This window comes from Streptomyces sp. CA-181903 (genome assembly GCF_050937075.1).
GTDB lineage: Bacteria > Actinomycetota > Actinomycetes > Streptomycetales > Streptomycetaceae > Streptomyces.
The window spans coordinates 4,293,571-4,319,087 of the sequence record NZ_JBNJLY010000001.1; the positions used below are offsets into that span (position 1 = coordinate 4,293,571).

Sequence of the window (25,517 nt, forward strand, 5' to 3'; positions counted from 1 at the left end):
GCGCGGCGCGGCTCAACGGCCGCCGTTGTACGGCCCGTACGGCCCGTCGGAGCTGGACCCCCGGCGGCGCGGGCCACGGCCCGTGACCTGCTTCAGGGCCGGGCGGACGTCGACGAAGTAGACGATCGTGGCCACCAGGCCCAGGATCGGCAGGAAGCCCCACACGCCCAGGAACAGGTTCACGGCGACGGCGAGGCCGAGGATGATCAGCCAGAAGCCCTTGTTCTGCTTGTCCGCGGCCCGGTAGGCGTCCTCGCGGTGGACCGCCGCGTTGACGAAGGCGGCCATGGCGAAGACCAGCAGGCCCAGGGACACGAAGGCCCAGATCGTATTGAAGCCCTGCACCAGCATTGCCGCCCACCTCTTGTCCGTCCGTGCGCTGCGTACGGTCGCCCGTGCTGCCCACCGTACTCGGGGAACGGCCGGAAGGCGGGGGAGGTGCCCGGATCTCCCGGCCGTTCGCCGCCCGCCGCTACCCGGCGTGCCGGTCTGTCACGCGTCGGACTTGGCGGTGCCGGCGTCGTCGGACTTCTTGGCGGCGGCGGTGCGCTTGGCGCCGCTCTTGCGGGCGGCGGGCTTGGCCGCTTCCTCGGCGTCCTCGGTGTCCTTGGCAGCCTTGTCGTCCTTGGCGCTCTTGGTGCCCTTGTCCGCGGTGGCGCCCGTGTCGGCCTTCGCGTCCTCGCCTTCCTTGCCTTCCCGGCCGGACCCCGCCGCCTCGTCGGACGGCTCGGTGGCCACCGGGATCTCGGCGACGTCGGCGGGCTGCTCGCCGCGCCAGACCCGCACGGCCTCCCGGCCGCGCTCGGCCAGCTTTTCGAAGGTCTCGCCGCCCCGGGCGGCCAGCCCGACGGCCTGCCCGACGCCCTGGAGCGCCAGGTCCTGGGCGGTCTGCCCGAGCTTCTTCAGGTCGCCGTCGAGGGACCCGACGAGCCCGGTGACCTTGGCTGTGACCTGCGCCTGGGCGTCCTTGGCCTGCTTGCTCACCCGGCCGCCCAGCTCCTTCGGGTCGGTCTTCCGCAGCTGTTCCAGCCGTCCGGGCGCCTCGGCGACCACCTGCCCGAGCTTCTCGGCGGCGAGGTCCGCGGCACCGGCCGCCGCGTAGGCCGTGTCGGTGGCCGCCTTGCGGATGTCCTGGGTGGTGATGGCCATGCGATGGGTCTCCCGTCTCGCGTTGCGGCCGCCCCGAAAGGGGTCAGCCGGAGGACTTGCTGTCGTCGTCCTTCGTCGGCCCGTTCTCCCTGCGGAACGAGTCGTAGATGTCCAGCAGCACCTGCTTCTGCCGCTCGTTGATCGAGGGGTCGGCGAGGATCGCGCTGCGCACCTCCGCCTCCTCCCGGGCCCGCTCGTCGAGGATCCCGGCCTGCACGTACAGCGTCTCCGCCGAGATCCGCAACGCCTTCGCGAGCTGCTGCAGGATCTCCGCGCTCGGCTTCCGCAGACCGCGCTCGATCTGGCTGAGGTAGGGGTTGGACACCCCTGCCGCGTCGGCGAGCTGACGCAGCGTCAGCTGCGCGCTGCGCCGCTGCTCGCGCAGGTACGCGCCGAGGTTGCCGACGTTGAGCGATGCCATGCGCCCGATGCTGCCGCATGTTGCTAACTTTTGCAAGCGACTGCTTGCAGGAGTGTGCGGGCGGGGTGCTCCGGGCCGGCCGGTCGGCCGGAGCATGGGCCCGGCGCTCCGCCGAGGGAATCCGGATGACGCCCGGGCGGCGGCGGCCTGGCGTTCGGCGCATGACCTCACCGCACGATGACGGCGCCGACGGCAAGCCCGGCGTGGCCGTCCGCTGCCAGGAGAACCGTTCCGTCGGCGTGCGGTTCTGCGACCGGTTCGCCTTCGACGCGGACTCCGTCCACTACGCCGTCGAACTGTCGGCCCCCGGCCTGACCGCTCGCGTCGACGAGGTGGTGGCCTGGATCTGGGACGCCGATCTCGGCGCCTATCTGGAGGAGTTGGCCGAGGGGTACCGGGGCTGGGACGGGGAGCGGCGCTGGCGGACGGATGACGGCGATCTGTCGGTGTCGGCCGTCTTCCGTCCGGGCGGGCACGTCGGGCTGACCTGGACGGTGCGCCCCTGGTACGAAGCCGCCGGTGGCTGGAGCGCCTCGGTGACCACCTGGCTGGAGGCGGGGGAACAGCTGGCCGCCCTGGCTTCGGACGTCCGGCACTTCCTCGCGGGAGGGCGGCCGTGACGGCCGTACGCGCCCGGCCGGGGTGGTGGCCCGGGTGCGGAGTCGGCGGGTGAAAGGGGCGCCGTGGGACGGGACTTCGCGAATCGAGTCTCGGGGGAGTCGCGAGTGCGGCCGCCGCTCACGCCTCCACCACCGCCAGCGCGAGCGACCCGGCAGCCAGCGCGAAGTAGGCCCCCGGAAACGCGATGTTGTGGAAGACGCGGGCGCGGAAGTGAGCGATCAGGGCGCCCGCGTAGAAGAGGACGAGGCCGACGGCGGCCGCGATCCCGAGCGGGTGGATGCCGAGGAGGCCCAGCAGGAGGCCGGCGGCGCCCGCCGCCTTCAGCGTGGCGAGCGCGGGGACCCACGACCGCGGGACGTTCACCTCCGCCGAGTTGGCGAGGACGAAGTCGGCCTTGGCGTAGTCGCCGGCGGCGATGACGGCGTTGGCGGCGATCGTGAGGGTGGTGACGACGACGTATGCGGTGACCATGCGGAGCGGTCTCCGTTCGGGGGAGGAGATGGGGTGGGACAGGGGCGGCGCCGGCGCTTCAAGCGTCCGCCGTGGGCCCGGTTGGCGTCCAATACCGGCGTCCATAACCTGACGGAATGGATGTCGACACCCGTCTGCTCCGCTCCTTCGTCGCCGTCGCCGAGGAAGGGGGCGTCACCCGCGCCGCCGAACGGCTGTACGTCTCCCAGCCGGCGCTCACCAAGCAGATCAAGCAGTTGGAGAGCCGGCTCGGGACACCGCTGTTCACCCGCTCCCGCACGGGCATGACGCTCACCGGGCCCGGCCGCGTCCTCGCCGGGCGGGCGCCCGAGCTGCTCGCCCGCTGGGACGCGGCGGCACGGGAGACCCGGCGGGCGGCCGGGCGGGCCGCGCGCGTGCTGCGCGTCGGTTTCCTGGCCAGCGCCGCCAACGAGGCGACCCCGCGCATCGTCGCCGAGTTCACCCGCCGGAGTCCGGGCTGGCGCGCGGACATGCGGCAGGCCGCCTGGTCGAACCCGTCCGCCGGGCTCGTCGACGGCGACGTCGACGTGGCCCTCCTGCGACTGCCCTTCCCCGGCCAGGAGGCGCTGCGCGTGGAGGAGTTGTTCACCGAGCCGCGCTGCGTGGCCCTCGCCGCCGGGCATCCACTCGCCGCGCGGGAACGGATCGCCTTCCACGAGCTGTGGGACGAACCGTTCGTCGCCGCGCCGCCGGAGACAGGACCCTGGCGGGACCACTGGCTGGCCGCCGACGAGCGGGAGGGGCGGCCCGTCCGGGTGGGAGCGGTCACCGATCAGCCCGACGAGTGGCTCAACGCGATCGCCAACGGGTACGGCGTCGCGCTGGCACCCGAATCGGCCACCCGGTTCTACGCGCGGCCCGGGGTGGTGTACCGGGCTGTGAGCGGGGTGAGCCCCAGTCGGGTGGGGGTGGCTTGGGGGGTTGGGGACGAGGGGATCCGGTGGTGGGGAGTTCGTGCGGTGCTGCTTGGAGGTGGTTGGGTGAGGGCGCCCCGGTTCCTCCCCTTCGCCGTCTCCCGGGAGGCGAGCCCCCTTTCGCGGCTTCGCCGCCCGTCCTCGAACGCCGGCCGGGCCGGTAGCGCACGGACGCCACCGACCCGCGGTGCGAACTCGGCCCGCCACGGCCTGCTCGACGGCATTACGGCGACGGCATCGCGGCGTCGGCATCGCGGCCCGGCCGGGCATCTGAGGGGGACGGACGGCAGGCCCGCGCAAGGAACCTGACAGGCTCTCCGGCGGCCGCCGGACCACTCGCCCGGCCGGCGCTAGCATGCCGCCGCATGACCATGCGCAGACAGGACGGGTACGAACTCTCGACCGATCCCGACCGGCTCGACGTCGGTCTTGTCCACCACTGGTTGTCCACCGACGCGTTCTGGGCGATCGGCCGCAGCCGGGAGACCGTCGAGAAGGCCGTCGCGGGCTCCCTCAACTTCGGGGTGTACGAACCAGGGGGCCGGCAGGCCGGTTACGCGCGGGTGGTCACCGACCTGGCGACGTTCGGCTGGCTCTGCGACGTCTACGTCGCCCCGGACCACCGCGGGCGCGGGCTCGGCACCTGGCTGGCGACGGGCGTCCGCGACCACCTCGCCCCGTACCGGCTCAAGCGCCTGCTGCTCAGCACCAAGGACGCGCACGGGCTCTACGCCCAGGTGGGGTTCAGGCCCGTGGACGACCCGGGCCGGCTGATGATGACGACCTTCGAGGACGACCCGCTCCCGGGCGCCGCCGGCTGACGCGCGGCCGGAGTCAGGCCGCCGGGCCCGTCGCCGCCTCCGGGGGCAGCATGCGGCGGGCGCCCCAGGCGCCCAGCGGGGCGAGGGCGGTGTTCAGCGCGTGCCCGTCCTCGGTGAGCGAGTAGTCGACCTTGGGGGGCACGGCGTCGTGTACCCGCCGGTGCACGATGCCGTCCGTCTCCAGCTCGCGGAGCTGCTGCGTGAGGACCTTCTCGCTCACACCCGGCAGGGACCGCCGCAGGGCGCCGAACCGGCGTGGTCCGTCCCGGAGTTCCCAGAGGATGAGCACCTTCCACTTGCCTTCGATCACATGCATGGCGGCGTCGATCGGACAGTGGTACGGCATCAGCTTGGTCATTCCCTCATCGTGCCGCAACGGTCCCCTCCCCGCGTCGGCCGGAGGGTGCCGCGGACGCGCCTCAGACGGTGTACGGGCGGGCCTCCCGGGCCTCGCGGAGCGAGACGGCCCACCAGGTGAGCTGGTCGAGCAGCACCTTGGCCGCCCCGGCGGCCCGGTTCCCGGCCTCCTCGTCGAGGTGGCGGCCGGAGGCGTCGAACTCTCCCCACGGGCTGTGGAAGCTGACGGTCTCGCGGATGGTGACGGCGTGCAGCTCCGCCAGGACCGGCCGCAGGTGCTCGACCGCCCGCAGGCCGCCGGACAGCCCGCCGTAGGACACGAACGCCACCGGCTTGGCCCGCCACGGGGTCGAGTGCCAGTCGATCAGGGTCTTCAGCGAGGCCGGGTAACTGTGGTTGTACTCGGGCGTGATGACGACGAACGCGTCGGCCCGCTCCAGCCGCGGCGCCACCGCGGCGAGCAGCGCCGCGTCGTCCGCGTCCGGCCGGGCGCTGAGCCGGGCCGGGAGCGGGAGTTCGGCGAGGTCGACGACGTCCGCGTCGATGTCGTCGCGCTCGGCGAGGTGGGTGCCGAGCCACCCGGCGACGGTCGGGCCGAAGCGGCCGTCGCGGGTGGAGGCGACGATCACGGCGAGGCGGTAGGGGGCGTGCGGCATTGCGGTTCCTCCGGAGGGGGCGAACGATGGTCGGAGCGCGGCGCGCCTTGGGCGACCGTGGGGCGATCGCGGGGCGACGGGGTAGATCTTGAAGCCTCAAGTTTGGTTGAGGTCAAGCCGGGCACCGGGCGGCCCGTCCCGGTCGGTATGCGACGGCCCACCTCCGGGTCGGTACGCGGCGGTCCGTCCCTGGGGGCGCGTACGCGGTGGTCCGTCCCCGTGGCCGGGTAGGCGGTCCGTCCCGGATCGGGTGCGCGGCAATCCGTCCCCGGATCGGGTGCGCGGCGGTCCGTCCCCTGGGCCGGGTAAGCGACGCCCCCCGGCTCGCCACGCGACGCCCCACCCGGCTCGCCCCGCGACGCCCCGCCCCCGGCTCGGTACACCACGCCCTGCCCCGCCCCCGGTCAGAAGATGTCGGGGCACCACGGCCGGCGCGACGTCCGCAGCAGCAGGTCCGCCCGTGCGGCGGCCCCCGGCCGCTCCTCGGTGACCGACCCGACCGCCGCCAGCCGTACGGCCGACTCGTCGCCGAGGTACAGCGCCCCCAACGTGCCCGCCGCGAGCGTGAGATCGGCGTCCCGCGATGTGGGCGAGCAGACGGCTCCCTCCGGCCCGGCCTCCAGCAGGTGACGACCGGCGGCGTACCCGTCCGGGTCGGTGACCTCCAGGACGAGGTCGCCCTCGGCGGCGTACGTCCGCGCCTCCAGCAGCGCCGGCACGTCGAGCGGGCGCAGCCACACGAAGTCCGCCTGGGTGGTGAGCCGGGCGGCGCGCGGGTCCGGCAGCAGCAGCGGCAGGATGTCGTCGGGCGCGCGGTCGCCGGTGGTGACGGTGGTGATCCAGTCGACGGAGAACAGGTAGTGCCACAGCGCACGCTCGGCGGCCGGGGTCACGGCGATGAGATCGCGCACGACCGCCTTGTTCTCGGGCTGCTTGGCCGTCCAGCGTTCCTCGACGCCGTAGGTGAGCAGGCCGTCCACGCGCCCCTCCGGGGACCGGTAGAGCACATGGAACGGCTCCTTCCAGCCCGTGGGATGGGGGAGGTCGCCGGTGGCGAACCGCCACCAGCGCTCGGTGCGGTCGACCACGCCGTGGCGCTGGGCGCGCAGCCGTTCGTGCAGGCCGGGACCGGACCCGCGGACGGCGGCGCCGTCCGCGAAGTCCACCCGCCCGCCGCACTCCGGGCCCGCGTACCGCCGGTCGAGCCCGGTGCGGGCGATGTGCACCTCCCAGGCGGCCGTGGAGGTGGCGGGGCCGAAGCCGTACCGCCCGTAGATCGGGTACTCGGCGGAGGTCAGGGTCGCGGCGGCGTCCCCACGCTCCTTGGCGGCGGCCAGGTCGCGCGCCATCATCCGGCTGAGCACGCCACGCCTGCGGTGCGTGGGGGAGACGGTGACGTTGGTGATCGCGTTCACGGCGGGCTGCGCGCCACCGGGCACCGACAGCCGTTGCGGGTGGCTGCGGAACGTGCCGACGCACCGCCCGTCGTCGAAGGCGCCCTGGGTGCGGGCGAGGTCCATGCCCGCCGCGCGTACCTCCACCTCCTCCTTGTCGGGTGTCGGGGAGATGAGGAAACCCGCGCGCATGGCGGTCACCCAGGAGGTCAGGTCGCTGTCGCCGATCGTCCGTATGTCAAGTGCCATACGGCGTACGGTAGGTGGGCGCCTCGAGGGAGCGCCCCCGAATTTCGGGGGCGCCCCGCCGGCCCGCGGAGCGTCCCCGTGGGCTCGCCGCCGGTGCTCAGAACGCCGCGCGGATCTCCCCGACGCGCTCGCCGCCGCCCAGCAGCGGGGCGTCGGCGATCCGGGCGAGGACGGGCGCCTCGACGCCCGCCAGCTCCAGCGCCCGGGCCAGCACCGGGCCGAGGGCCCGCAGCGAACCGTCGTCGATCTTGAACGCCAGCGCCCGGCCGTCCGGCAGCGCCACCGCCTGGACCGCCTCCGCGCCCATCTTCGACAGCACGCCCGGCACCTCGCGCATCAGCCAGGTGTCGGGACGGCGGGTACCGGCCACGTACTCCGGGTGGGCGCGCATGGCGTCCGCCACCCGCCGCTCCGGCGAACCGGGCTCGGCGAGCACGAAGTGGCGGAAGGCGCGGGCGAGGCCGGTGAGGGAGACGGCCATCAGGGGCGCCCCGCAGCCGTCCGTGCCGACGTGCGCGACGCGCTCGCCGCTCGCCTCCTCGACGGCGGCCAGGGCGAGCCGCTGGAGGGGGTGGCCGGGGTCCAGGTACGAGTCCACCGGCCAGCCGTTGGCGGCGGACGCGGCGATCATGGCGGCGTGCTTGCCGGAGCAGTTCATGGTGATCCGGTCCCTGACCCGGCCGGCCGCCAGGTACGCCTCCGCCTCGGCGGGGTCCAGCGGCAGGTCCGGCGGGGTCCGGAGGTCGCCCTCGGTGAGCCCGAACTCGTCCAGCATGGTGCGGACCAGCTCCAGGTGGAACGTTTCGCCCGAATGGCTCGCCGCCGCGAGGGCCAGCCGCTCGCCGGAGAGGTCGAGACCGGCCCGGAGGACGGCCGCGGCCTGCATCGGCTTGTTGGCGGAGCGCGGGAAGACCGGCGCGGAGGGGTCGCCGAGCGCCAGCTCCACACTGCCGTCCGCCGCCAGCACCACCAGCGAGCCGCGATGCCGTCCCTCGACGAAACCGGACCGGACGACCTCGGCGAGGACCGGGCGTACCGCGACGTCGTCCGGCGCGGATATCGCGGGGGAAGGGGTGGAGGTGCTCATGGGCCGTGCCTTCCGGGGGCGGGGACCGCCCCGGGGTGTCACGGGAGCAGGTCGTCTACTTGCGCTTCTCCTTCACGGTACCTGCGCGCGATCTCCGCACCGCAATCGTCCGCCGTCCGCTGGAGCTGCCGGCGCCGCTCGGACACGTGCCGCTCGTAGGCCGCGAGCCGGGCCAGCCCCGCCCGCAGCTCGGCGTCCGTCCGGGCGGCCAGATCCGACAGGCCGACCTCGCCGAGCATGTCCTCGGCCAGCCGCCGGTACTCCTCGGCGTGCGGCGTCCCCAGCGTCACATGGCGGGCCGAGGAGCGGTGGGCCGACGGATCGTCCGTGAGGATCTCCGTCAGCCGGTCCACCAGCAGCCGGCGGTCGGACGACGGGGTGCCCGGCGCCGCCCGGCGCTCCAGCTCGGCCCGCAGGATGTCGATGCGGCCCTGGAGCAGCCGCCGGACGTAGCTGAGGTCCGCCTCCTCCCGCCGGGCCTCCTTGCGCACCGCGCGCAGCTCCGTCAGCCGCAGCTCGCCGAGTTGCCGCACGGGAACGTCCGCGAGCCGCCCGGACCGCTGGCTCGGCGGCCTCGCGTGCAGACTGTCCACGGCGTCCCCGGCTTCCGATGCCTTCGCCCTGAGCGCTTCGAGTGTTTTCTCGGGTGTTTTCTCGGGTGTCTTGAGGTGGTCCTCGATCGGTGTGGTCATGCGGCTCCGTCCCCTCACGCCGGGTGCGTACGGAACGCTGTGCCCGCATATCGCACCGCCTGCACGCATCGTGCCACTGTGCCCCGCCCGGCCGCAGGCCGTCTCCACCCGAACGGCCCTGAACGGGCACCCGGCATCATGGACGGCATGCGAGCCGTGGTGCAGAGGGTGAACGGGGCGTCCGTCGTCGTCGACGGCCGGACGGTCGGCGAGATCGTGGGCGAGGGGCTGTGCGTGCTGGTCGGGGTGACCCACGACGACACTCCGGAGAAGGCGGCGCAGCTCGCCCGCAAGCTGTGGTCCGTCCGGATCCTCGCCGACGAGAAGTCCTGCTCCGACGTGGGCGCGCCGCTGCTCGTGATCTCCCAGTTCACGCTTTACGGTGACGCGCGGAAGGGGCGGCGGCCCACCTGGAACGCGGCCGCTCCGGGCCGCTTGGCCGAGCCTTTGGTGGATGAGGTGGTGGCTCGGTTGCGGGAGTTGGGGGCTCGTGTCGAGACGGGGGTGTTCGGGGCCGACATGAAGGTGTCGTTGACGAACGACGGGCCGTTCACGGTGCTGCTGGAGGTGTGAGGGGGAGGAGGCCCCGGTCCCTCCCCCAGAGGGGGCACCTCCATTCGCCGATTCCTGGGGGCGAGCCCCCAGACCCCCCTTGTCGCGGCTCCGCCGCTCGTCCTCAAGCGCCGGACGGGCTGGATGGTCAGCCCGTCCGGCGTTTGAGGACGGGACCGGGCACCCTACGGCTCGACCACGACCTCCTGCGCCGCCGCCGTCCCCTCACCCACGACCAACGCCGCGTCCACCGGGACGTTCCGCTTCACGAGCGCCAGCGCGATCGGCCCCAGCTCGTGGTGCCGCACGGCGGTCGTGACGAACCCGAGCTGCCGCCCGTCAGGCCCGTCCGAGGCCAGCCGTACCGGCGCTCCGTGGCCCGGCAGGTGCACCTCGCTCCCGTCGAGGTGCAGGAAGACGAGACGGCGCGGCGGCTTCCCCAGGTTCTGCACTCGCGCGACCGTCTCCTGCCCCCGGTAGCACCCCTTCTGCAGGTGCACGGCCGTGCCGATGAGCCCGAGCTCGTGGGGGATCGTCCGGTGGTCCGTCTCCAGCCCGAGCCGCGGCCGGTGGGCCTCGACGCGGAGGGCCTCCAGGGCGAGGGTGCCGGCGGCGGGGCCGTGGTCGGCGGCGAAGGACTCCAGCCGTTCGCGCGGCAGGAACAGGTCGCGCCCGTGCGGTGTCTCGCGGACGACGACGCCGTCGGGGACGTCGGCGATGGAGCCGGCCGGCAGGTGGACGACGGCGATCTCGTCGGTGCGGTCGGCGACCTCCACCCGGTAGAAGAACTTCATGCTCTCCAGGTAGGCGAGCAGTGCCTCCTGGGTGCCGGGTTCCACGTGGGCCCAGACGGTCGTGCCGTCGTCGACGAGGGAGAGGGCGTGCTCGATGTGGCCGTTGGCGGTGAGGACCAGCGCCTCGGTGGCCTGCCCGGGCGGCAGCTCGCTGACGTGCTGGGTGAGCAGCAGGTGCAGCCAGCTCAGCCGGTCGTCGCCGGAGACGGCGATCACACCCCGGTGGGAGAGGTCGACGAAGCCGGACCCGTCGGCGAGCGCGCGCTGCTCGCGGAACGGGTCGCCGTAGTGCGCGGCGACGCCTTCGTCCGGACCCTCGGCGGGGACGGCGCCGGGCAGCGACAGCAGAGGGCTCTTGGATTGACGCAGCATGCGCCCAGCCTACGACTCGCGGGGGCACGAGCCGATGCCCCGTAGGGCCCGTCCTACGACCCGTCCGGCGCTTTCCCGGCAGCGGCCTTCCCCGAGGCGCAGGACGCGCACCGCCCGAAGATCGCGAAGTGCTTCATGTCCGTCTCGAAGCCGAACTCCGCGCGCAGCCGCTCCGTGAAGTCGGCGGCCACCGGCAGACCTGCCTCGATCACCCCGGTGCAGTCCCGGCAGACCAGGTGTATGTGGTCGTGCCGGTCCGCGAGGTGGTACGTGGGGGCGCCGTGGCCGAGGTGGGCGTGGCTGACCAGGCCGAGCTCCTCCAGGAGCTCCAGCGTCCGGTAGACGGTGGAGATGTTGATGCCGCCGGCCGTCTTGCGGACCTCGGTGAGGATGTCGTCCGGCGTCGCGTGCTCCAGCCGGTCCACCGCTTCCAGCACGAGCTGGCGCTGCGGCGTCAGCCGGTAGCCGCGCTTGCGGAGATCGCTCTGCCAGTCGGTGTCCACCACGCCTCCAGTCTAGGCGCGGTCAGCCTTCCCGGACCCCCTTCAGGTAGCCGGCCAGGGCCGCTACGGCGTCCGGGTTGCGCGGGCTCTCCACGAGGTCCACATAGTCGAGGACGAAGATCCGCTTGTTCTTCACGGCCGGGACGTCGGCCAGCGGCGGGTAGGAGAGCAGGAACTTCCGCTTCTCCTCGGCGGAGACGCCGCCGTAGTTGTTGATGACGATGACGTCGGGCCGCCGGTCGACCACCGTCTCCCAGCCGACGGTGGTCCAGGTGTCCTTCAGGTCGCTCATCACGTGGTCGCCGCCGGCCTTGGTGATGATGTCGTGCGGGCCCGCGTAGGCGCCCGCGGTCACCGGCTTGTCGCGGCCGTCGTCGTAGAGGAAGACCTTGGGCCGCTTGCCGTCGGCCGGTATCGCGGCCTGCGCGTCCGCGACCTTCTTCTTGAAGCCGGCGACGAGCTTCGCCGCCCGGTCCTCGACGTCGAAGAGCTTCCCCAGGGTGGTGAGATCGGTGTAGAGAGCCTCCAGCGGCGGCATCACGCCCCGCTCCTTGCCGCTGCCGCTGCGGCAGGACTCGGTGAGCACGTACGAGCCGATGCCCAGCTTCCTCAGCGCGGCGGGCGTGAAGCCGTCGCCCTCGCCGAAGCCGTAGTTCCAGCCGGCGAAGACGAGGTCGGCCTTGGCGTCGAGGACCATCTCCTTGTTGATCTGCTTCGTGGACAGCCGTTTGACCTTGTCGTAGCCGTCCTTCCAGGGGATGTCGTCCGCGCGGCTCGTCTTGTAGTCCGGCGCCACGTAGCCGGCCATGTGGTCCTCCAGGCCGAGCGCGAACATGATCTCGGCGATGCCCACGTCGTTGGTCACCACCCGGCGCGGCGCCTTGTCGTACACCGTCTTCACACCGCAGTTCTCGATGGTGACGGGGTAATGGCCGGACGCCGAGGGCTTCTTCGCGTCCTCGGTCGTCGGATCCTCGTCCACCTGTGCCCCGCAGCCCGCCAGGGCGAGGGCGGCGGTCAGGCAGACGAGGACGCGGGCGGTGCGCATGGCTCGCATGGCGGGGCTCCTGGGGAAGGGGGTCACCGGGATCACCGGGGGAGGCGGTCGAAGAGGAGTTGCGGGACGCCGGACACCGGGTGGGGCACCCGGTGCGCCCGGACGCCGAAGACGTCGGCCAGCAGCCCGGACGTCAGCACCTCGTCCGGCGGTCCGGAGGCGACGAGCCGCCCGCCGTGGACGACGTACAGCACGTCGCAGTGGGTCGCGGCGAGGTTGAGGTCGTGCAGCGCGGCGAGCACGGTGAGTCCGGACTCCCGTACCAGCGCCAGGACTTCGAGCTGCTGGCTGATGTCGAGGTGGTTGGTCGGCTCGTCCAGGACCAGTACCTTCGGCCGCTGGGCGAGGGCGCGCGCGATCAGGACGCGCTGCTTCTCGCCGCCGGAGAGGGTCAGGAAGCCGCGGTCCGTGAGGTGCCCGGCGCCGACCCGCTCCAGGGCCGCCGCGCAGACGTCGGTGTCCTCGCGGGACGTGCGGCCGGCCGCCCGCTGGTGCGGCAGCCGGCCCATCGCGACGACCTCGGCGACCGTGAAGTCGAACTCGCCACCCGACTCCTGCGGCAGCGCCGCCAGCCTCCGCGCGCCCTCGCGGGCGGTGAGCCCGTGCAGGTCGTCGCCGTCCAGCAGCACCCGGCCGTGCGTCGGCCGCAGCGCGCGGTAGACGCACCGCAGCAGCGTCGACTTGCCGCTGCCGTTGGGGCCGACGACGCCGACGAACTGCCCGCTCGCGGCCCGCAGTTCCACGTCCCGGACCAGCGTGGCGCCGGCCACCTCGACCGACAGGTCCTCGATGTCGACCCGCATCAGGCCCCTCCGAAGGTGTAGCCGCGCCGGCGCATCAGCAGGATGAAACAGGGCACGCCGATCAGCGCCGTGATCACGCCGACCGGCAGTTCGACGGGCGCGAGCAGCAGCCGCGAGACGACGTCCACCCACACCAGCAGCACCGCGCCCAGCAGCGGCGCGACCGCGAGGACCCGGCGGTGGTCGGCGCCGACCAGCATCCGGGTGGCGTGCGGGACCATCAGCCCGACGAAGCCGATGGCGCCGCTGACGGCCACCACGGCACCGGTGACGGCCGCCACCACGACGAACAGCACCCGGCGCCGCCGCTCGGGGTCGACGCCGAGCGCGGACGACGTCTCGTCGCCCATGGCCAGCACGTTCAGGCCGCGCGCCGACCACAGCAGATAGCCCAGGCCCAGCAGCACGGCCCCGGCGGCGATCGGCACGGACTGCCAGCTCGCCCCGCCCAGGCTGCCGAGCAGCCACATCATCGCCGAGCGGGCGGCGTCCCCGCGGTCCGCGCTGAAGACCATCAGCGTGGTGATCGCCGAGAAGCCGTAGTACATGGCCGTCCCGACCAGCACCAGCCGCAGCGGGGTCAGCCCGTGCCCGGTGCCGCGGGCCGCCGCGTAGACCAGGGCCATGGAGGCGAGCGCGGAGAGGAACGCGGCGCTGGACAGCGCCCAGACGCCCAGCGAGCCGAGCACGCCGAAGAGGAGCACCGCGTTGGCGCCGACGGCCGCGCCGGAGGAGATGCCGAGCACGAACGGGTCGGCGAGGGCGTTGCGGACCAGCGCCTGGGTGGCGACGCCGACGGCGGCGAGACCGGCACCGACCACGGCCGCCAGCAGGGCGCGCGGGAAGCGCAGCTCCCAGACGATGGTGTAGGCGGAGACCTCGTCCGCCCCGATCCTGCCGCCGGTCAGCCCCGCGCCCAGGTAGTGCAGCACCCGCCCCCAGCCGATGCCGGAGGAACCCAGGGCGACGCAGCAGAGGAGGGAGCCGAGCAGGGCGACGGTCAGCCCGGCGATCAGGGGTGGCAGCGGGATCCGCCGTGCCGGTGCGGTGGTGGCGGGTGGGGCCTGGGCGGTGACTGCCAAGGGGGACGCCTTCGGCTCGGGCCGTGGGCCCGGGCACGCGTGCCCGCAGGAGCCCCACCGCGCCGCGGGGGGCCTCCCCTCGCAGTCCACGGCGAGTTGTCAGGAGCTCACACCGCCGCGGGTGATCGGGCTCGCAGAACGGGTGTTCTGCCTACCGTTGCGGGTCAGCGCCGGACTTCGACCGGACTTCCCCCGCGGGGCGCTTCGTACGACAGCCTGGGGCTTACGGCTGCTCGGGGTTGTAGGGGGTGCCGTCCGGGCGGAAGAAGGAGACGCCGTCCGGCAGGTCGTCCGGCAGGTTCCGCGCCCACTCCTCCAGAGCGGCCACGTCGGCGGTCTTCTTCAGCTGCGCGGACATGTACGGCCGCAGCGGCACCTCGGGGGTGGCCTTCTCGCCGACCCACATCAGGTCGCCCTTGACGTACCCGTAGAGGCGCTTGCCGCCGGAGTACGGGCCGGACGCGGCGGTCCGCGCGACCGCGTCGGTGACGATGTCGATCTGCGGCTTCTTGTCGGCGAGCTCGCCGTACCAGACCTCGACGACGCCCTGGTCGCGGATCATGACGACCTCGACCTTGCGGTCCTTGTCGATCCGCCAGTAGCCGCTCTCGGTCTCCAGCGGCCGGACCTTGTTCCCCTCGGCGTCGAGCACCCAGCTGTGCGAGACGTACTCCAGGAAGTCCCGGCCGTCGTGGGTGAAGGTGACTTCCTGCCCGAAGTTGCACTTCTCGGAGCCCGGGAAGTCGGCGACGCCCGCCCCCTCCCACTTGCCGAGGAGGAAGACGAGGGGCACCAGGTCCCGGTGGAGGTCGGACGGAATCTCGATCATGGGCTCAGCTCAGACGATCTGTAGGGGGTGGTCGGGGAGGCTCAGCGCTGGCCCTGGTACAGCTTCTTCCAGGTCAGCCCGGCGAACGAGAGAACGCCGACGGCGACCAGGACCAGCAGGGTGGTGAAGACTGCCTCAAGCACGAGCGCGCTCCTCGGTCGGAGTGAGGGGTTACGGACCTGCGACGAGTCTAGTCGGCCCGCTCCGGAACGGCGGTGTGAGGTGGTACGGGACGCGTAGGGCCCCTGGGCCGGGCGCCCGGCCTACAGTGATCCCATGCGGAAGAAGCTCGTGATCAAGGTGACGGCGGGCGCGGACGCGCCCGAGCGGTGCTCGCAGGCGTTCACGGTGGCGGCCGTCGCCGTGGCGAGCGGCGTCGAGGTCTCGCTGTGGCTGACCGGGGAGTCGTCCTGGTTCGCCCTGCCGGGCCGGGCGGCCGAGTTCGAACTGCCGCACGCGGCGCCGCTGCCGGAGCTGATCGACGGCATCCGGGCGGGCGGCGGCATGATCACCGTCTGTACGCAGTGCGCGGCGCGGCGGGACATCGAGGAGAAGGACCTGATCGAGGGCGCGCGCATCGCCGGGGCCCAGGTCTTCGTCGGCGAGGCCATGGCGGACGGCGTGCAGGCGCTCGTCTACTGACTCGTCCGCCGATTCGATCACCGTCGCGTTCACCGGCGGTCCCGCCGACGTCCGGCCGGCGTCTACTGGCCGTCCCGCTGGTCGTCCCGCCCGCGCCGGTCGTCCAGCTCGTTCCACCAGCGGTCGGACTCGGGGTCGCCCGTCTCCTCGTCCCACCAGCGGTCGTCGGGACCCCGGCGGTTGGCCACGATGGCCGCCACCGGGGGATGACCATCGCGAACAGGCACATGCCGATGGCGGCGGGCACGGACCACAGCCGTACGACGGCCCAGGCCAGGACGAACATCCCGACGCACGTGCCCATCATGGCGAAGTACAGGTGACGCCGCCGCGCGTACATGCTTCAACGGTACGGCGGGGGCCGGTCGCCGTACAGCGTGCGCGGCCCGTCCGGGGGCGCGCCGGGCCGCGGCGCACCGGAGGGCCGCACCCCGCCATCAGGTCGTCCAAACCCCGAGGTGCGGCCCTCCGGCCGTCCGGCGCGCGAGGCGCCGTGCTCAGTAGGCGTCGTCCTTATACGGCGATCGCCACCTCCGCCAGCCCGCCGGGCCGCGCGACGACCGTACGGTCGGCGGTCGCGCCCGGGACGAGCGCGCGCACCGTCCAGGTGCCCTCGGCCGCGTAGAAGCGGAACTGTCCGGTCGCGGAGGTGGGGACCTCCGCGGTGAACTCGCCGGAACTGTCCAGCAGGCGCACGTAACCGGCGACGGGCACCCCGTCACGGGTCACGGAACCCTGGATGGTGGTCTCGCCCGGCTTGGCCGTCGAGGCGTCGGGGCCGCCGGCCTTGGCTCCACACATGCTGCGTACCTTTCCTCGTTCGTGCTGTCGTCGAGGTCCGTGCTGTCGTCGGACGGATCAGTTGGCGCCGAGCTCGATCGGCACGCCGACGAGGGAGCCGTACTCCGTCCACGAACCGTCGTAGTTGCGGACGTTGGTCTGCCCGAGCAGCTCGTGCAGGACGAACCAGGTGTGCGCCGACCGCTCGCCGATCCGGCAGTACGCGATGGTGTCCTTCGACAGGTCCACGCCCGCGCCCTCGTAGACGGCCCGGAGTTCGTCGTCCGACTTGAACGTGCCGTCGTCGTTGGCCGCCTTGGACCAGGGGATGTTGCGCGCCGTCGGGACGTGGCCCGGGCGCTGCGACTGCTCCTGCGGGAGGTGGGCCGGGGCGAGCAGCTTGCCGCTGAACTCGTCGGGCGAACGGACGTCCACCAGGTTCAGGCTGCCGATCGCGGCCAGCACGTCGTCCCGGAACGCGCGGATCGAGGCGTCCTGCGGCTTGGCCCTGTACTCCGTGCGGGGCCGCCGCGGGACCTCGGCGACGAGGTCGCGCGAGTCCAGCTCCCACTTCTTGCGGCCGCCGTCGAGGAGGCGGACGTCCTGGTGGCCGTAGAGCTTGAAGTACCAGTAGGCGTAGGCGGCGAACCAGTTGTTGTTGCCGCCGTAGAGGACGACCGTGTCGTCGTTGGCGATGCCCTTCGCGGACAGCAGCTCCTCGAAGCCCGCCTGGTCCACGAAGTCGCGGCGGACGGGGTCCTGGAGGTCCGTCCGCCAGTCGATCCGGATGGCGGACTTGATGTGGTTCTTGTCGTAGGCCGAGGTGTCCTCGTCGACCTCGACGATGACGGTCTTGGGGTCGCCTGCGTCGATGCGGGCCTGGACCCAGTCGGCATCCACCAGGACGTCGTTGCGGCTCATGCTGTTCTCCTCCGGGGCAGTTGCTGAGGTACGCCGACGGCGCGCCGGGCGCCGGCACATGGCGGTGATGCGGGAGGGGGGCCGGAGCGGCCGGCCGAAGAGGGGGCGGAGCCCCGTCAGGCACGACGACACAGCATGGCGGCCACACGGCACAGGTCGACTGCCCGCCGTTTGGTGAGATCCGCCTGTCGCCTCATGGTGCGATCGTAGGGAGGGCGGGGGAGGGGTGTCACCGGTGTGTCGGCATGTGAGATGAACCGTCTCAAAATCAGCCCGTCCGGCGTTTGAGGACGAGCGGCGAAGCCGCGATCAGGGGGTCTGGGGCGCAGCCCCAGGAATCGGTGAAGGGGAGGGACCGGGGCTCATCCCGCCAGCCGGACACCCGTCCCACCGAGCGTGATCTCCACACCCTTCTCGTTCGTCTCGAGCTTCTCCAGCTTGATCCCCCGGGCAGCCCGGTGATCTCCCGCTCGAAATCCGTCTTCGACCGGATCAGCCCCTCCAGCCCCGGCAGATCCGAAGGCACCTTCTCCGCGTGCACCTTCACCCGCGTATCGCCCACCAGGCTCACCGTGGAGACCACACTCCGCTTCACCACACCCATCGGCAGCGGGATACTGCCCGTCACCTTCACCCGGCTGGTGCCGGACGCGTCCTTGCCGCCGTAGCCGACGGTGATGCCCTGTCCGGCGATGCGGCTGAGGTCCTCGTACGAGATGTGGGCCGTGCCGGAGGCCCGGTCGGCGACGGCGGAGGTGAAGCTGCTGTCAATGCGGACGCCGCGCAGGGTCGCGTCGAAGTCGCTGACCCGGATCGACTTGTCGCCCGAGCCGGCCGTGACGCCGCCGTCGAGCGAGACCTCGACCTCGTCGAGCTTGGAGTCGGCCACCTGGGTCAGGAACGGGAAGCCCTTGATGGAGACGTCAGGTTTGCCCGACATGTTCTGGCTGCTCTGTATCTTGCCCGCCGCCTCGTCCTCCACGTACCAGACCGCCACACGGTCGGCGGCGACGAAGAGGCCGCCCAGGATCACGACGACGATCAGCAGAGTGCGTATGGCGCGCATCGGGTGACGTTCCCCCAGGGTCGGTTCGGGCCTTGCCGTTCCGGCGAGCCTACCCAGCCGGTGGTCAGGCACGTGTGGTCCTGACGACCATGGAGACGGCGAAGGGCCGCCCCCGGTTCTCCGGGGACGGCCCACCGTGACGGGGCACACGGCCCGTCGGGTCGCTCGGGGGCGCCGGAAGAGCGCCCGGCCCGCAGCGTCAGAAGAGCGCCCGGCCCACGACGTAGACCGCCGGGGCGGCGAGCGCCAGCGGCAGGGCGACGCCCGCGGTCATGTGCACGAAGCGCGACGGGTAGTCGTAACTTGCCACCCGCAGGCCGGCCAGCGCGCAGACGCCGGCCGCCAGGCCCAGCAGGGCCGCCGAGCCCCCGGTGTGCGTCAGCTGACCGCCGAGCACGCCCGCGCCCGCCGCCGCGATCAGCGCGACGACCGGGGAGGCCACCGACGGCAGCGGCAGCGCCCGCGCCAGGACGGTCACGGCCACCGCGATGCCGCCGACCACCACCGCGTCCCGGTCCGCGGCCAGGTGACCGGCCGCGAGGACCGCGAGGACGGTCGAACCGCCGGCCGTCGTCAGCCCGTACAGCCGCTCGTCCGGCGAGGCGTGGCTGCGCAGCTGGAGCATGACCACCAGCAGCAGCCAGACGCCGAGCGTGCCCAGCACCACCGTGGGGGCCCGCTCGGCCTTGACGGCCAGCAGCCCCGCGTCGGCGACCAGGCCGCCCAGGAACGCCAACGCGATGCCCTGGCGGGCGGGCCACATCCCGTTGAGCCGGAACCAGCCCGCCGCGGTCACCGCCTGGAGCAGCACCACCGGGACGGCCAGCGCCACCTGGCCGAGGGGCGCAGCGAGCGCCACCAGCGCGGCCAGGACGGCCGTCAGCAGCGCGGGCCGCAGGCCCGGCGACAGGATCTGCGGCCGGCCCTCCGCCTTGGCCTTCTCCGCGGCCGTCAGCGGCCGCTCCGGCTCCCCGGCGACGGCCGGCACCGGCGCGGGCACCGCCCCCGGCCGGCCGTCGGAGCCGGTCGCGAACGCGGCGGCCGGCGCGGTCGACCGGTGCCGCGGCCAGGCGGCGTCGTCGGCGTCCGGCCCGGCGGCACCGGCCCAGGCGGGGGCCTGCGCGGGAGCTTGGGCGGGGGCCTGCGCGGGCGAGGGGACGGAGGGCTGGGCGCCGTACGACGGCTCGGCCACCGGCAGCTGCTGCTGCCAGGTCTGCGTCTCCCAGGTCTGGGTCTCCCATGTCTGCGTCGGCTGGTCGTCGACGGGCGCCCAGCCCTGCTGCCCGCCGGCCGTGGGCCAGGCCGTCCCGCCCTGCTGAGGCGCCTGCGAGTGCTGCTGCTGGTGAGCTTGGGACTGGTGGTGCGACTGGTGGTGCGGCTGCTGCGGCTGCTGCTGAGGGGGGTACGCGTAGCCGTACGCGCCGCCGCCCGTCGTGCCGTCGCCGGCCCCCGGTTCGTACGCCGCGTAGCCGTCGTGGCCGGTGCCGCCCTGGTGACCGCCGTGCTGGTGCCCGGCGTTCTGGTGACCGCCGTGCTGGTGACCGCCGTTCTGATGCGCGGCGTTCTGGTGCGTGCCGTTCTGGTGCGCGGCGCCGTCCTGGTGGCCGTTTCCGTCGTACTCGCCGTACCCGGCGTACGGGTCCCGCGGCTGGTACGGGTCGTGGTACTGGTCGCTCATCGTGCCCTCATCGTGCCGGTGTCACCCTCCTGCGAAGGGCGGGAGCACTTCGACCGTGCCGCCCTCGGCCAGCTGGACCGTGGTGTGCGCGCGGGTGCCGACCGGGTCGCCGTCCACGAGGAAGGAGCAGCGCGCGAGGACCCGCGCGAACTCCGGGCGCTCCGTGTGCCGCTCCCGGGCGGCGGCCAGCGCGGCGGCGAGCGTCGGCGCCGCGTAGGGCTCCTCGGCCGTACCGGCGGCGGCCTTCGCCGCGGCCCAGTACCGGATCGTGCCCGTCGGCACCGCCCGGCCCGGCGACCCCGGTCGTGCCGTGTCTGCGGTCACCACGGCCACCCCGCTTTCACGTTTCGGTTCCCTGTGTAATCGGCTGCGTCGTCGCCGCTTCTTCCGCCTCCATGATGACGGGTACCGGGCCGCCCCCGGCCCCCGGCCGCGAAATCCGGACGGAATCCCCGGGAGAACCCGCAGGGAATCACGGCGGATTCCCCGGGGCGGCGGGGAATCGGGAGGAAACCCCGGGCGAAAACCGGAGGATCGGACGAACGGCGTTCGCATAGGCTTCTCGTGTGCTGGTACGCCTACTCCGAGCCCGAATGAAGCGCTACTCACGCCCCTTGGCGCTGGTGGTGCTCCTTCAGCTCGTCCAAACCCTCGCGACGCTCTATCTGCCGACGCTCAACGCCGACATCATCGACAAGGGCGTGGTGAAGGGCGACACCGGCTACATCCTCACCACCGGCGGGGTGATGGCGGCGGTGGCCCTCGTCCAGCTCGGGTGCTCGCTCGGCGCGGTCTACGTCGGCGCGCGGATCGCCATGGGCGTCGGCCGGGACCTGCGCGAGGAGGTCTTCGACCGGGTGCAGTCCTTCTCGGCCCGTGAGGTGGGCAAGTTCGGGGCGCCCTCCCTGATCACGCGCACCACCAACGACGTCCAGCAGGTCCAGATGCTGGTCCTGATGTCGTTCACGCTGATGGTGGGGGCGCCCATCATGTGCTTCGGCGGCATCCTGATGGCCCTCAAGCAGGACGTGCCGCTGTCCGGCCTGCTGCTGGCCATCGTGCCCGTGCTCGGCGTCGTCATCGTGCTGACCGTCCGGCGGCTGCGTCCGATGTTCAAGGCCGTGCAGGAGCGGGTCGACACCGTCAACCGCGTCCTCCGCGAGCAGATCGCCGGCATCCGCGTCATCCGCGCGTTCGTCCGCGACAAGCACGAACGCGAGCGCTTCCACGCGGCCAACACCGCGCTGATGGACGTCTCGCTGCGCTCCGGCCGGCTGGCGGCCGTCATGTTCCCGGCCGTGATGCTGATCGTGAACGCGGCCTCGGTCGCGGTGCTGTGGTTCGGCGGGCACCGCATCGACGGCGGCGACATGGAGATCGGCGCCCTCACCGCGTTCCTCAGCTACCTGATGCAGATCCTGATGGCGGTCATGATGGCCACCTTCATGTTCATGATGGTGCCGCGCGCCGAGGTCTGCGCCGAGCGGATCCACGAGGTGCTGAGCACCGACTCCAGCGTGGTGCCGGCCGTCGCGCCGGTCGCCGAGCTGCGCCGGCACGGCCACCTCGAACTGCGGGGCGCCGGCTTCCGCTACCCCGGTGCCGAGGAGCCCGTCCTGCGGAACGTCTCCCTGGTCGCGCGCCCGGGCGAGGTCACCGCCGTCATCGGCTCCACCGGCAGCGGCAAGTCCACGCTGCTCGGGCTGATCCCCCGGCTGTTCGACGCCACCGAGGGCGAGGTCCTGATCGGCGGCGTGGACGTGCGCGAGGCCGACCCCGCCCTCATCGCCCGCACGGTGGGACTCGTCCCGCAGAAGCCCTACCTCTTCTCCGGCACGATCGCCTCCAACCTCCGCTACGGGCGGCCCGACGCGACCGACGAGGAGCTGTGGGCGGCGCTGGAGACCGCGCAGGCCCGGGAGTTCGTCGAGGCCATGGAGGAGGGGCTGGAGGCCCCCATCGCCCAGGGCGGCTCCAACGTCTCCGGCGGCCAGCGCCAGCGCCTGGCCATCGCCCGCACCCTGGTGCGCAGACCCGAGATCTACCTGTTCGACGACTCCTTCTCCGCGCTCGACTACGCCACCGACGCCCGGCTGCGGGCGGCGCTGTCCCGGGAGACCGGGGACGCCACCGTCCTCGTGGTGGCCCAGCGCGTGTCCACCATCCGCGACGCCGACCGGATCGTCGTCCTCGACGGCGGCCGCGTCGTCGGCACCGGAACCCACACCGAGCTGATGGCCACGAACGAGACCTACCGGGAGATCGTGCTGTCCCAGCTCACCGAGGAGGAGGCCGCGTGAGCACGTCGGCGAAGTCCCAGCGGCCGACGGGTCCCGAGCGGCCCGGGCCGTCGGCCACCGCGGGCTCCGGAGCGGCGGCCGCCGCCGGACCGGGAGAGCCGTCCGGGCGGCGACAGCCGGGCGGGCAGCCCGGAAAGCAACCGGGGAGCGAACCGGGGAAGCAACCGGGGAACCAGCCCGGAAAGGCCGCCCCGGCCCGCCGGGGCCCGCGCCCGCTTCCGGCATCGCCCGCTTCATGGGCGGCCAGCCGACCGAGAAGTCCGCCGACTTCAAGGGCTCCGCCCGTCGCCTGTTCGCCCGCATGGGCCCCGAGAAACCCATGCTGTGGGCCGTGCTGCTGCTCGCGCTGGCCAGCGTCACGCTGACGGTGGCCGGCCCCAAGGTCCTCGGCCACGCCACCGACCTCATCTTCGCCGGCGTCGTCGGACAGCAGATGCAGGCGGGCACCACCAAGGCCCAGGCCCTCGACGGGCTGCGCCACAGCGGTCACGGCAACATCGCGGACGTCCTGTCCGGCGTCGACTTCACGCCCGGCCAGGGCATCGACTTCGACGCCGTCGGCACGGTGCTGCTCTGGGTGCTGCTGATCTACGTCGCCGCGTCCCTGTTCGGGTTCGTCCAGGCGCGAGTCGTCACCGCCGCCATCCAGCGCACCGTCTTCCGGCTGCGCCAGGACGTCGAGGAGAAGCTCGGGCGGCTGCCGCTGAGCTACTTCGACAAGCAGCAGCGCGGTGAGATCCTCTCCCGGGCCACGAACGACATCGACAACATCGCCCAGACCTTCCAGCAGACCCTGAGCCAGATGATGGCCTCGGTGCTGACCATGGTCGGCGTGCTCGCGGTGATGTTCTGGATCTCCTGGCTGCTGGCCCTCGTCGCGCTGATCACCGTCCCCGTCTCGGTGTACGTCGCCACGGCCGTCGGCAAGCGCGCGCAGCCGCAGTTCGTGGCCCAGTGGGCGTCGACCGGCCGGCTCAGCGCCCATGTCGAGGAGATGTACACGGCCCACTCGCTGGTGAAGGTCTTCGGCCGGCAGGAGGAGTCCGCGGCGGTCTTCCGCAAGGAGAACGAGGAGCTCTACCGGGCCAGCTTCAAGGCGCAGTTCATATCCGGCGTCATCCAGCCCGCGATGATGTTCGTCGGAAACCTCAACTACGTGCTAGTCGCCGTCGTCGGCGGGCTGCGGGTGGCGAGCGGCTCGCTGTCGATCGGCGACGTCCAGGCGTTCGTCCAGTACTCGCGCCAGTTCAGCCAGCCGCTGATGCAGGTCGCCTCCATGGCCAACCTCATTCAGTCCGGCGTCGCCTCCGCCGAGCGCGTCTTCGAACTCCTCGACGCCGAGGAGCAGTCCCCGGACGACGACGAGCGGAAGCTCGGCCGGGTCCGCGGTGAGGTCGCGTTCGAGAACGTCTCCTTCCGCTACGACGCCGACAAGCCGCTCATCGAGGACCTCTCCCTCACCGTCCGGCCCGGCCAGACCGTCGCCATCGTCGGCCCCACGGGCGCCGGCAAGACCACCCTGGTCAACCTGCTCATGCGGTTCTACGAGGTGAACGGCGGCCGGATCACCCTCGACGGCACCGACGTCGCGACGCTCTCCCGTGAGGAGCTGCGCTCCCACATCGGCATGGTCCTCCAGGACACCTGGCTGTTCGGCGGCACGATCGCCGAGAACATCGCCTACGGCGCCGACGGGGCCTCGGCCGAGCGGATCGTCGAGGCGGCCAAGGCCACCCACGTCGACCGCTTCGTCCGGACGCTGCCCGACGGCTACGACACGGTGATCGACGAGGAGGGCGGCAACGTCAGCGTCGGCGAGAAGCAGCTGATCACCATCGCGCGGGCGTTCCTCGCCGAGCCGGAGATCCTCATCCTGGACGAGGCCACCAGCTCGGTGGACACCCGCACCGAGGTGCTCATCCAGCAGGCCATGGCCGAGCTGCGCTCCGGCCGCACCAGCTTCGTGATCGCCCACCGGCTCTCGACGATCCGCGACGCGGACGTGATCCTCGTGATGGAGTCCGGGCGGATCGTGGAACAGGGTGATCACGAGTCGCTGCTGGCGGCGGACGGCGCGTACGCGCGGCTGTACGCGGCACAGTTCGCCCAGCCGGTGGCGGAGGAGGCGTAGGGAGCTCCGGCGCCGCCCTTTTCCCCGGCCACCGCCGGGAGGCGCCCCCTCCGGGGGAGTTCGAGGGACAAGCGGCGGAGCCGCTTTCGGGGGTCTGGGGGCTCGCCCCCGGGAATCGGCGAAGGGGTGGGACCGGGGCGCCTACCCCTCGACCACCCACCGGGCGATCCGCCACATCAACCCGTCCGGCGCCGCCGACTCCGCGTGACCGAAACCAGCTTCGATCCACAGCTCCGTACTCGCCGGATCCCCGGCCGCCGCGAGCGCCCGCGGATGATCGAGCGGAAAGTACGGATCCCGATCCCCGTGCACGATCAGCACCCGCCGAGGCCCGATCGACCGCACCGCCTCCACCGGCGGCACCGGCACCGGATCCCACTCGCCGGAGTGCACTCGCGTCCGCAGCGCCCATCGGGCCACCGCCCGCCCGGCAGGGCGGGTGACCGCCCAGTGCAGCCGCCGCATCGGGGCCGTGCCCCGGTAGAACCAGCGGGCGGGAGCGCTCACCGACACCACCATGTCGGCGTGTGCCTCCATGCGCCCCTCGTGCTTTCGGCCGGTCTCCGGGAGGTACAGGCCGCCGTGGCGCAGTGCCACGGATCCGCCCATCGAGAAGCCGACCGTCGCCACCCGCTCGTACCCCAGCCGCCGGGCCCAGCCGACGGCCGCGGCCAGATCCAGCACCTCCCGGTCGCCGACGGTGGAGTGCCCACCCGAACGGCCGTGTCCCCGGAACGAGAACGTGACCACGCCCGTGTGCTGGGCGAACACCCCCGCCGCCCGGCGCAGCGCGGGCCGGTCGAGGGCCCCCGTGAAGCCGTGCGCGAGCACGACGGCCGGGGGCCGCGGGCCCTTCCCGGACGGCGGCGGTCCGGGCTGGTGGGCGGCCTCCACCCGCACTCCGTCGGCTGTCAAGAGGACGATGCGATGACCACCCGAAGTGACCGACGAAACACAAGGTCGGGCAAAGTCGTCGGCCCCCGGGAAAGTCATGTGGGCTATTCTGCTGCGCAGAGAGGATCCGGGCAGAGTCGCCCCCGGGTCCTTTTGTGCATTCGGACGTGCGCGCCCCGCGGACGACCGGGCGCACGCGTGCTTCCGGGCGCGCACCCGAACACTCCCCCAGCACCACGCCTGGGTGGTACCCCCGTCGC

General features: G+C 72.9%; 26 protein-coding genes, 3 pseudogenes and 1 riboswitch. Of the genes and pseudogenes, 7 read left to right on the forward strand and 22 right to left on the reverse strand.

Annotation, left to right across the window (positions count from 1 at the left end; genetic code table 11):
* Positions 1 to 12: 12 nt before the first annotated feature.
* The 3 genes and pseudogenes from ACQEVS_RS19240 to ACQEVS_RS19250 form a co-directional block, all read right to left on the reverse strand.
* Positions 13 to 351, reverse strand: a complete 339-nt coding sequence (locus ACQEVS_RS19240; RefSeq protein WP_398278000.1) for a DUF2516 family protein — start codon at positions 349 to 351, stop codon at positions 13 to 15.
* A gap of 141 nt (positions 352 to 492) precedes the next feature.
* Positions 493 to 1,149 carry a hypothetical protein gene (locus ACQEVS_RS19245; protein WP_433021987.1) on the reverse strand — a complete coding sequence of 219 codons (657 nt, stop codon included), beginning with the start codon at positions 1,147 to 1,149 and terminating at the stop codon, positions 493 to 495.
* A 61-nt stretch (positions 1,150 to 1,210) separates the two neighbouring features.
* Positions 1,211 to 1,570 (reverse strand): annotated as a pseudogene (locus ACQEVS_RS19250) (helix-turn-helix domain-containing protein); the annotation flags it as partial.
* A gap of 161 nt (positions 1,571 to 1,731) precedes the next feature.
* Here ACQEVS_RS19250 and ACQEVS_RS19255 point away from each other — a divergent pair.
* Positions 1,732 to 2,190, forward strand: a complete 459-nt coding sequence (locus ACQEVS_RS19255) for a DUF6228 family protein (protein WP_433021989.1) — start codon at positions 1,732 to 1,734, stop codon at positions 2,188 to 2,190.
* A gap of 118 nt (positions 2,191 to 2,308) precedes the next feature.
* On the opposite strand, the gene ACQEVS_RS19260 is transcribed toward ACQEVS_RS19255, so the two are convergent.
* Positions 2,309 to 2,662: a DoxX family protein gene (locus ACQEVS_RS19260; protein ID WP_433021991.1), complete on the reverse strand. Its 354-nt coding sequence runs from the start codon at positions 2,660 to 2,662 to the stop codon at positions 2,309 to 2,311.
* A 116-nt stretch (positions 2,663 to 2,778) separates the two neighbouring features.
* Between ACQEVS_RS19260 and ACQEVS_RS19265 the strand changes: the two are divergent.
* A pseudogene (locus ACQEVS_RS19265) lies at positions 2,779 to 3,667 on the forward strand (LysR family transcriptional regulator).
* Between the two features lie 295 nt (positions 3,668 to 3,962).
* On the forward strand, positions 3,963 to 4,418 hold the full coding sequence (locus ACQEVS_RS19270) for a GNAT family N-acetyltransferase (RefSeq protein ID WP_433021993.1): 456 nt from the start codon (positions 3,963 to 3,965) through the stop codon (positions 4,416 to 4,418).
* 13 nt (positions 4,419 to 4,431) lie between these two features.
* On the opposite strand, the gene ACQEVS_RS19275 is transcribed toward ACQEVS_RS19270, so the two are convergent.
* From ACQEVS_RS19275 to ACQEVS_RS19295, 5 genes are all read right to left on the reverse strand, one after another.
* Positions 4,432 to 4,776, reverse strand: coding sequence for a winged helix-turn-helix transcriptional regulator (locus ACQEVS_RS19275; protein ID WP_433021995.1), 345 nt, complete (start codon positions 4,774 to 4,776; stop codon positions 4,432 to 4,434).
* Positions 4,777 to 4,837: 61 nt separating this feature from the next.
* The gene (locus ACQEVS_RS19280) at positions 4,838 to 5,431 is read right to left on the reverse strand and encodes an NADPH-dependent FMN reductase (RefSeq protein ID WP_433021997.1); all 594 of its coding nucleotides are present in this window, start codon (positions 5,429 to 5,431) and stop codon (positions 4,838 to 4,840) included.
* 404 nt (positions 5,432 to 5,835) lie between these two features.
* A complete protein-coding gene (locus ACQEVS_RS19285; protein ID WP_433021999.1) occupies positions 5,836 to 7,074 on the reverse strand; it encodes a GNAT family N-acetyltransferase in 1,239 nt (412 codons plus the stop codon).
* A 97-nt stretch (positions 7,075 to 7,171) separates the two neighbouring features.
* On the reverse strand, positions 7,172 to 8,161 hold the full coding sequence (locus ACQEVS_RS19290) for an asparaginase (protein ID WP_433022001.1): 990 nt from the start codon (positions 8,159 to 8,161) through the stop codon (positions 7,172 to 7,174).
* A 38-nt stretch (positions 8,162 to 8,199) separates the two neighbouring features.
* Positions 8,200 to 8,853, reverse strand: coding sequence for an RsiG family protein (locus tag ACQEVS_RS19295; protein WP_433022003.1), 654 nt, complete (start codon positions 8,851 to 8,853; stop codon positions 8,200 to 8,202).
* A 147-nt stretch (positions 8,854 to 9,000) separates the two neighbouring features.
* Here ACQEVS_RS19295 and dtd point away from each other — a divergent pair, with 147 nt between their 5' ends.
* Positions 9,001 to 9,426, forward strand: a complete 426-nt coding sequence (gene dtd / locus ACQEVS_RS19300) for a D-aminoacyl-tRNA deacylase (RefSeq protein WP_351504943.1) — start codon at positions 9,001 to 9,003, stop codon at positions 9,424 to 9,426.
* Between the two features lie 164 nt (positions 9,427 to 9,590).
* Here the strand turns inward: dtd and ACQEVS_RS19305 are convergent, their stop codons facing one another.
* The 6 genes from ACQEVS_RS19305 to ACQEVS_RS19330 form a co-directional block, all read right to left on the reverse strand.
* Complete coding sequence (locus ACQEVS_RS19305; RefSeq protein WP_433022006.1) at positions 9,591 to 10,571, reverse strand: YgfZ/GcvT domain-containing protein; 981 nt, start codon at positions 10,569 to 10,571, stop codon at positions 9,591 to 9,593.
* 53 nt (positions 10,572 to 10,624) lie between these two features.
* On the reverse strand, positions 10,625 to 11,077 hold the full coding sequence (locus ACQEVS_RS19310) for a Fur family transcriptional regulator (protein ID WP_433022008.1): 453 nt from the start codon (positions 11,075 to 11,077) through the stop codon (positions 10,625 to 10,627).
* 19 nt (positions 11,078 to 11,096) lie between these two features.
* The gene (locus ACQEVS_RS19315; RefSeq protein WP_433027698.1) at positions 11,097 to 12,122 is read right to left on the reverse strand and encodes an ABC transporter substrate-binding protein; all 1,026 of its coding nucleotides are present in this window, start codon (positions 12,120 to 12,122) and stop codon (positions 11,097 to 11,099) included.
* A 41-nt stretch (positions 12,123 to 12,163) separates the two neighbouring features.
* Positions 12,164 to 12,934: an ABC transporter ATP-binding protein gene (locus tag ACQEVS_RS19320; RefSeq protein ID WP_433022010.1), complete on the reverse strand. Its 771-nt coding sequence runs from the start codon at positions 12,932 to 12,934 to the stop codon at positions 12,164 to 12,166.
* Positions 12,934 to 14,016, reverse strand: a complete 1,083-nt coding sequence (locus ACQEVS_RS19325; RefSeq protein ID WP_433022012.1) for a FecCD family ABC transporter permease — start codon at positions 14,014 to 14,016, stop codon at positions 12,934 to 12,936. Before ACQEVS_RS19325 ends, ACQEVS_RS19320 begins: the two co-directional genes overlap by 1 nt.
* A gap of 99 nt (positions 14,017 to 14,115) precedes the next feature.
* Positions 14,116 to 14,245, reverse strand: a riboswitch (cobalamin riboswitch).
* A complete protein-coding gene (locus tag ACQEVS_RS19330) occupies positions 14,240 to 14,845 on the reverse strand; it encodes an FABP family protein (protein ID WP_185941587.1) in 606 nt (201 codons plus the stop codon). (Overlaps the previous riboswitch by 6 nt.)
* Positions 14,846 to 15,121: 276 nt before the next feature.
* Here ACQEVS_RS19330 and ACQEVS_RS19335 point away from each other — a divergent pair, with 276 nt between their 5' ends.
* On the forward strand, positions 15,122 to 15,487 hold the full coding sequence (locus tag ACQEVS_RS19335) for a DsrE family protein (RefSeq protein WP_004949161.1): 366 nt from the start codon (positions 15,122 to 15,124) through the stop codon (positions 15,485 to 15,487).
* A gap of 62 nt (positions 15,488 to 15,549) precedes the next feature.
* On the opposite strand, the pseudogene ACQEVS_RS19340 reads toward ACQEVS_RS19335, so the two are convergent.
* The 6 genes and pseudogenes from ACQEVS_RS19340 to ACQEVS_RS19365 form a co-directional block, all read right to left on the reverse strand.
* Positions 15,550 to 15,827 (reverse strand): annotated as a pseudogene (locus tag ACQEVS_RS19340) (DUF3099 domain-containing protein).
* Between the two features lie 173 nt (positions 15,828 to 16,000).
* Positions 16,001 to 16,288 carry a DUF1416 domain-containing protein gene (locus tag ACQEVS_RS19345; RefSeq protein WP_433022015.1) on the reverse strand — a complete coding sequence of 96 codons (288 nt, stop codon included), beginning with the start codon at positions 16,286 to 16,288 and terminating at the stop codon, positions 16,001 to 16,003.
* Positions 16,289 to 16,345: 57 nt separating this feature from the next.
* Positions 16,346 to 17,188, reverse strand: a complete 843-nt coding sequence (locus ACQEVS_RS19350; protein WP_433022017.1) for a sulfurtransferase — start codon at positions 17,186 to 17,188, stop codon at positions 16,346 to 16,348.
* 268 nt (positions 17,189 to 17,456) lie between these two features.
* Positions 17,457 to 18,254, reverse strand: a complete 798-nt coding sequence (locus tag ACQEVS_RS19355; RefSeq protein WP_433022019.1) for an LmeA family phospholipid-binding protein — start codon at positions 18,252 to 18,254, stop codon at positions 17,457 to 17,459.
* A 199-nt stretch (positions 18,255 to 18,453) separates the two neighbouring features.
* A complete protein-coding gene (locus tag ACQEVS_RS19360; protein WP_433022021.1) occupies positions 18,454 to 19,932 on the reverse strand; it encodes a hypothetical protein in 1,479 nt (492 codons plus the stop codon).
* A 21-nt stretch (positions 19,933 to 19,953) separates the two neighbouring features.
* A complete protein-coding gene (locus ACQEVS_RS19365) occupies positions 19,954 to 20,214 on the reverse strand; it encodes a MoaD/ThiS family protein (RefSeq protein WP_433027701.1) in 261 nt (86 codons plus the stop codon).
* 284 nt (positions 20,215 to 20,498) lie between these two features.
* Between ACQEVS_RS19365 and ACQEVS_RS19370 the strand changes: the two genes are divergently transcribed.
* Positions 20,499 to 22,232, forward strand: coding sequence for an ABC transporter ATP-binding protein (locus ACQEVS_RS19370; protein WP_433022023.1), 1,734 nt, complete (start codon positions 20,499 to 20,501; stop codon positions 22,230 to 22,232).
* 235 nt (positions 22,233 to 22,467) lie between these two features.
* Positions 22,468 to 24,363 carry an ABC transporter ATP-binding protein gene (locus ACQEVS_RS19375; protein ID WP_433022025.1) on the forward strand — a complete coding sequence of 632 codons (1,896 nt, stop codon included), beginning with the start codon at positions 22,468 to 22,470 and terminating at the stop codon, positions 24,361 to 24,363.
* Positions 24,364 to 24,504: 141 nt separating this feature from the next.
* Here ACQEVS_RS19375 and ACQEVS_RS19380 read toward each other — a convergent pair whose 3' ends face one another.
* Positions 24,505 to 25,356 (reverse strand): alpha/beta hydrolase, encoded by an 852-nt coding sequence (locus tag ACQEVS_RS19380; RefSeq protein ID WP_433022027.1) that lies wholly within the window; start codon positions 25,354 to 25,356, stop codon positions 24,505 to 24,507.
* Between the last annotated feature and the right edge of the window lie 161 nt (positions 25,357 to 25,517).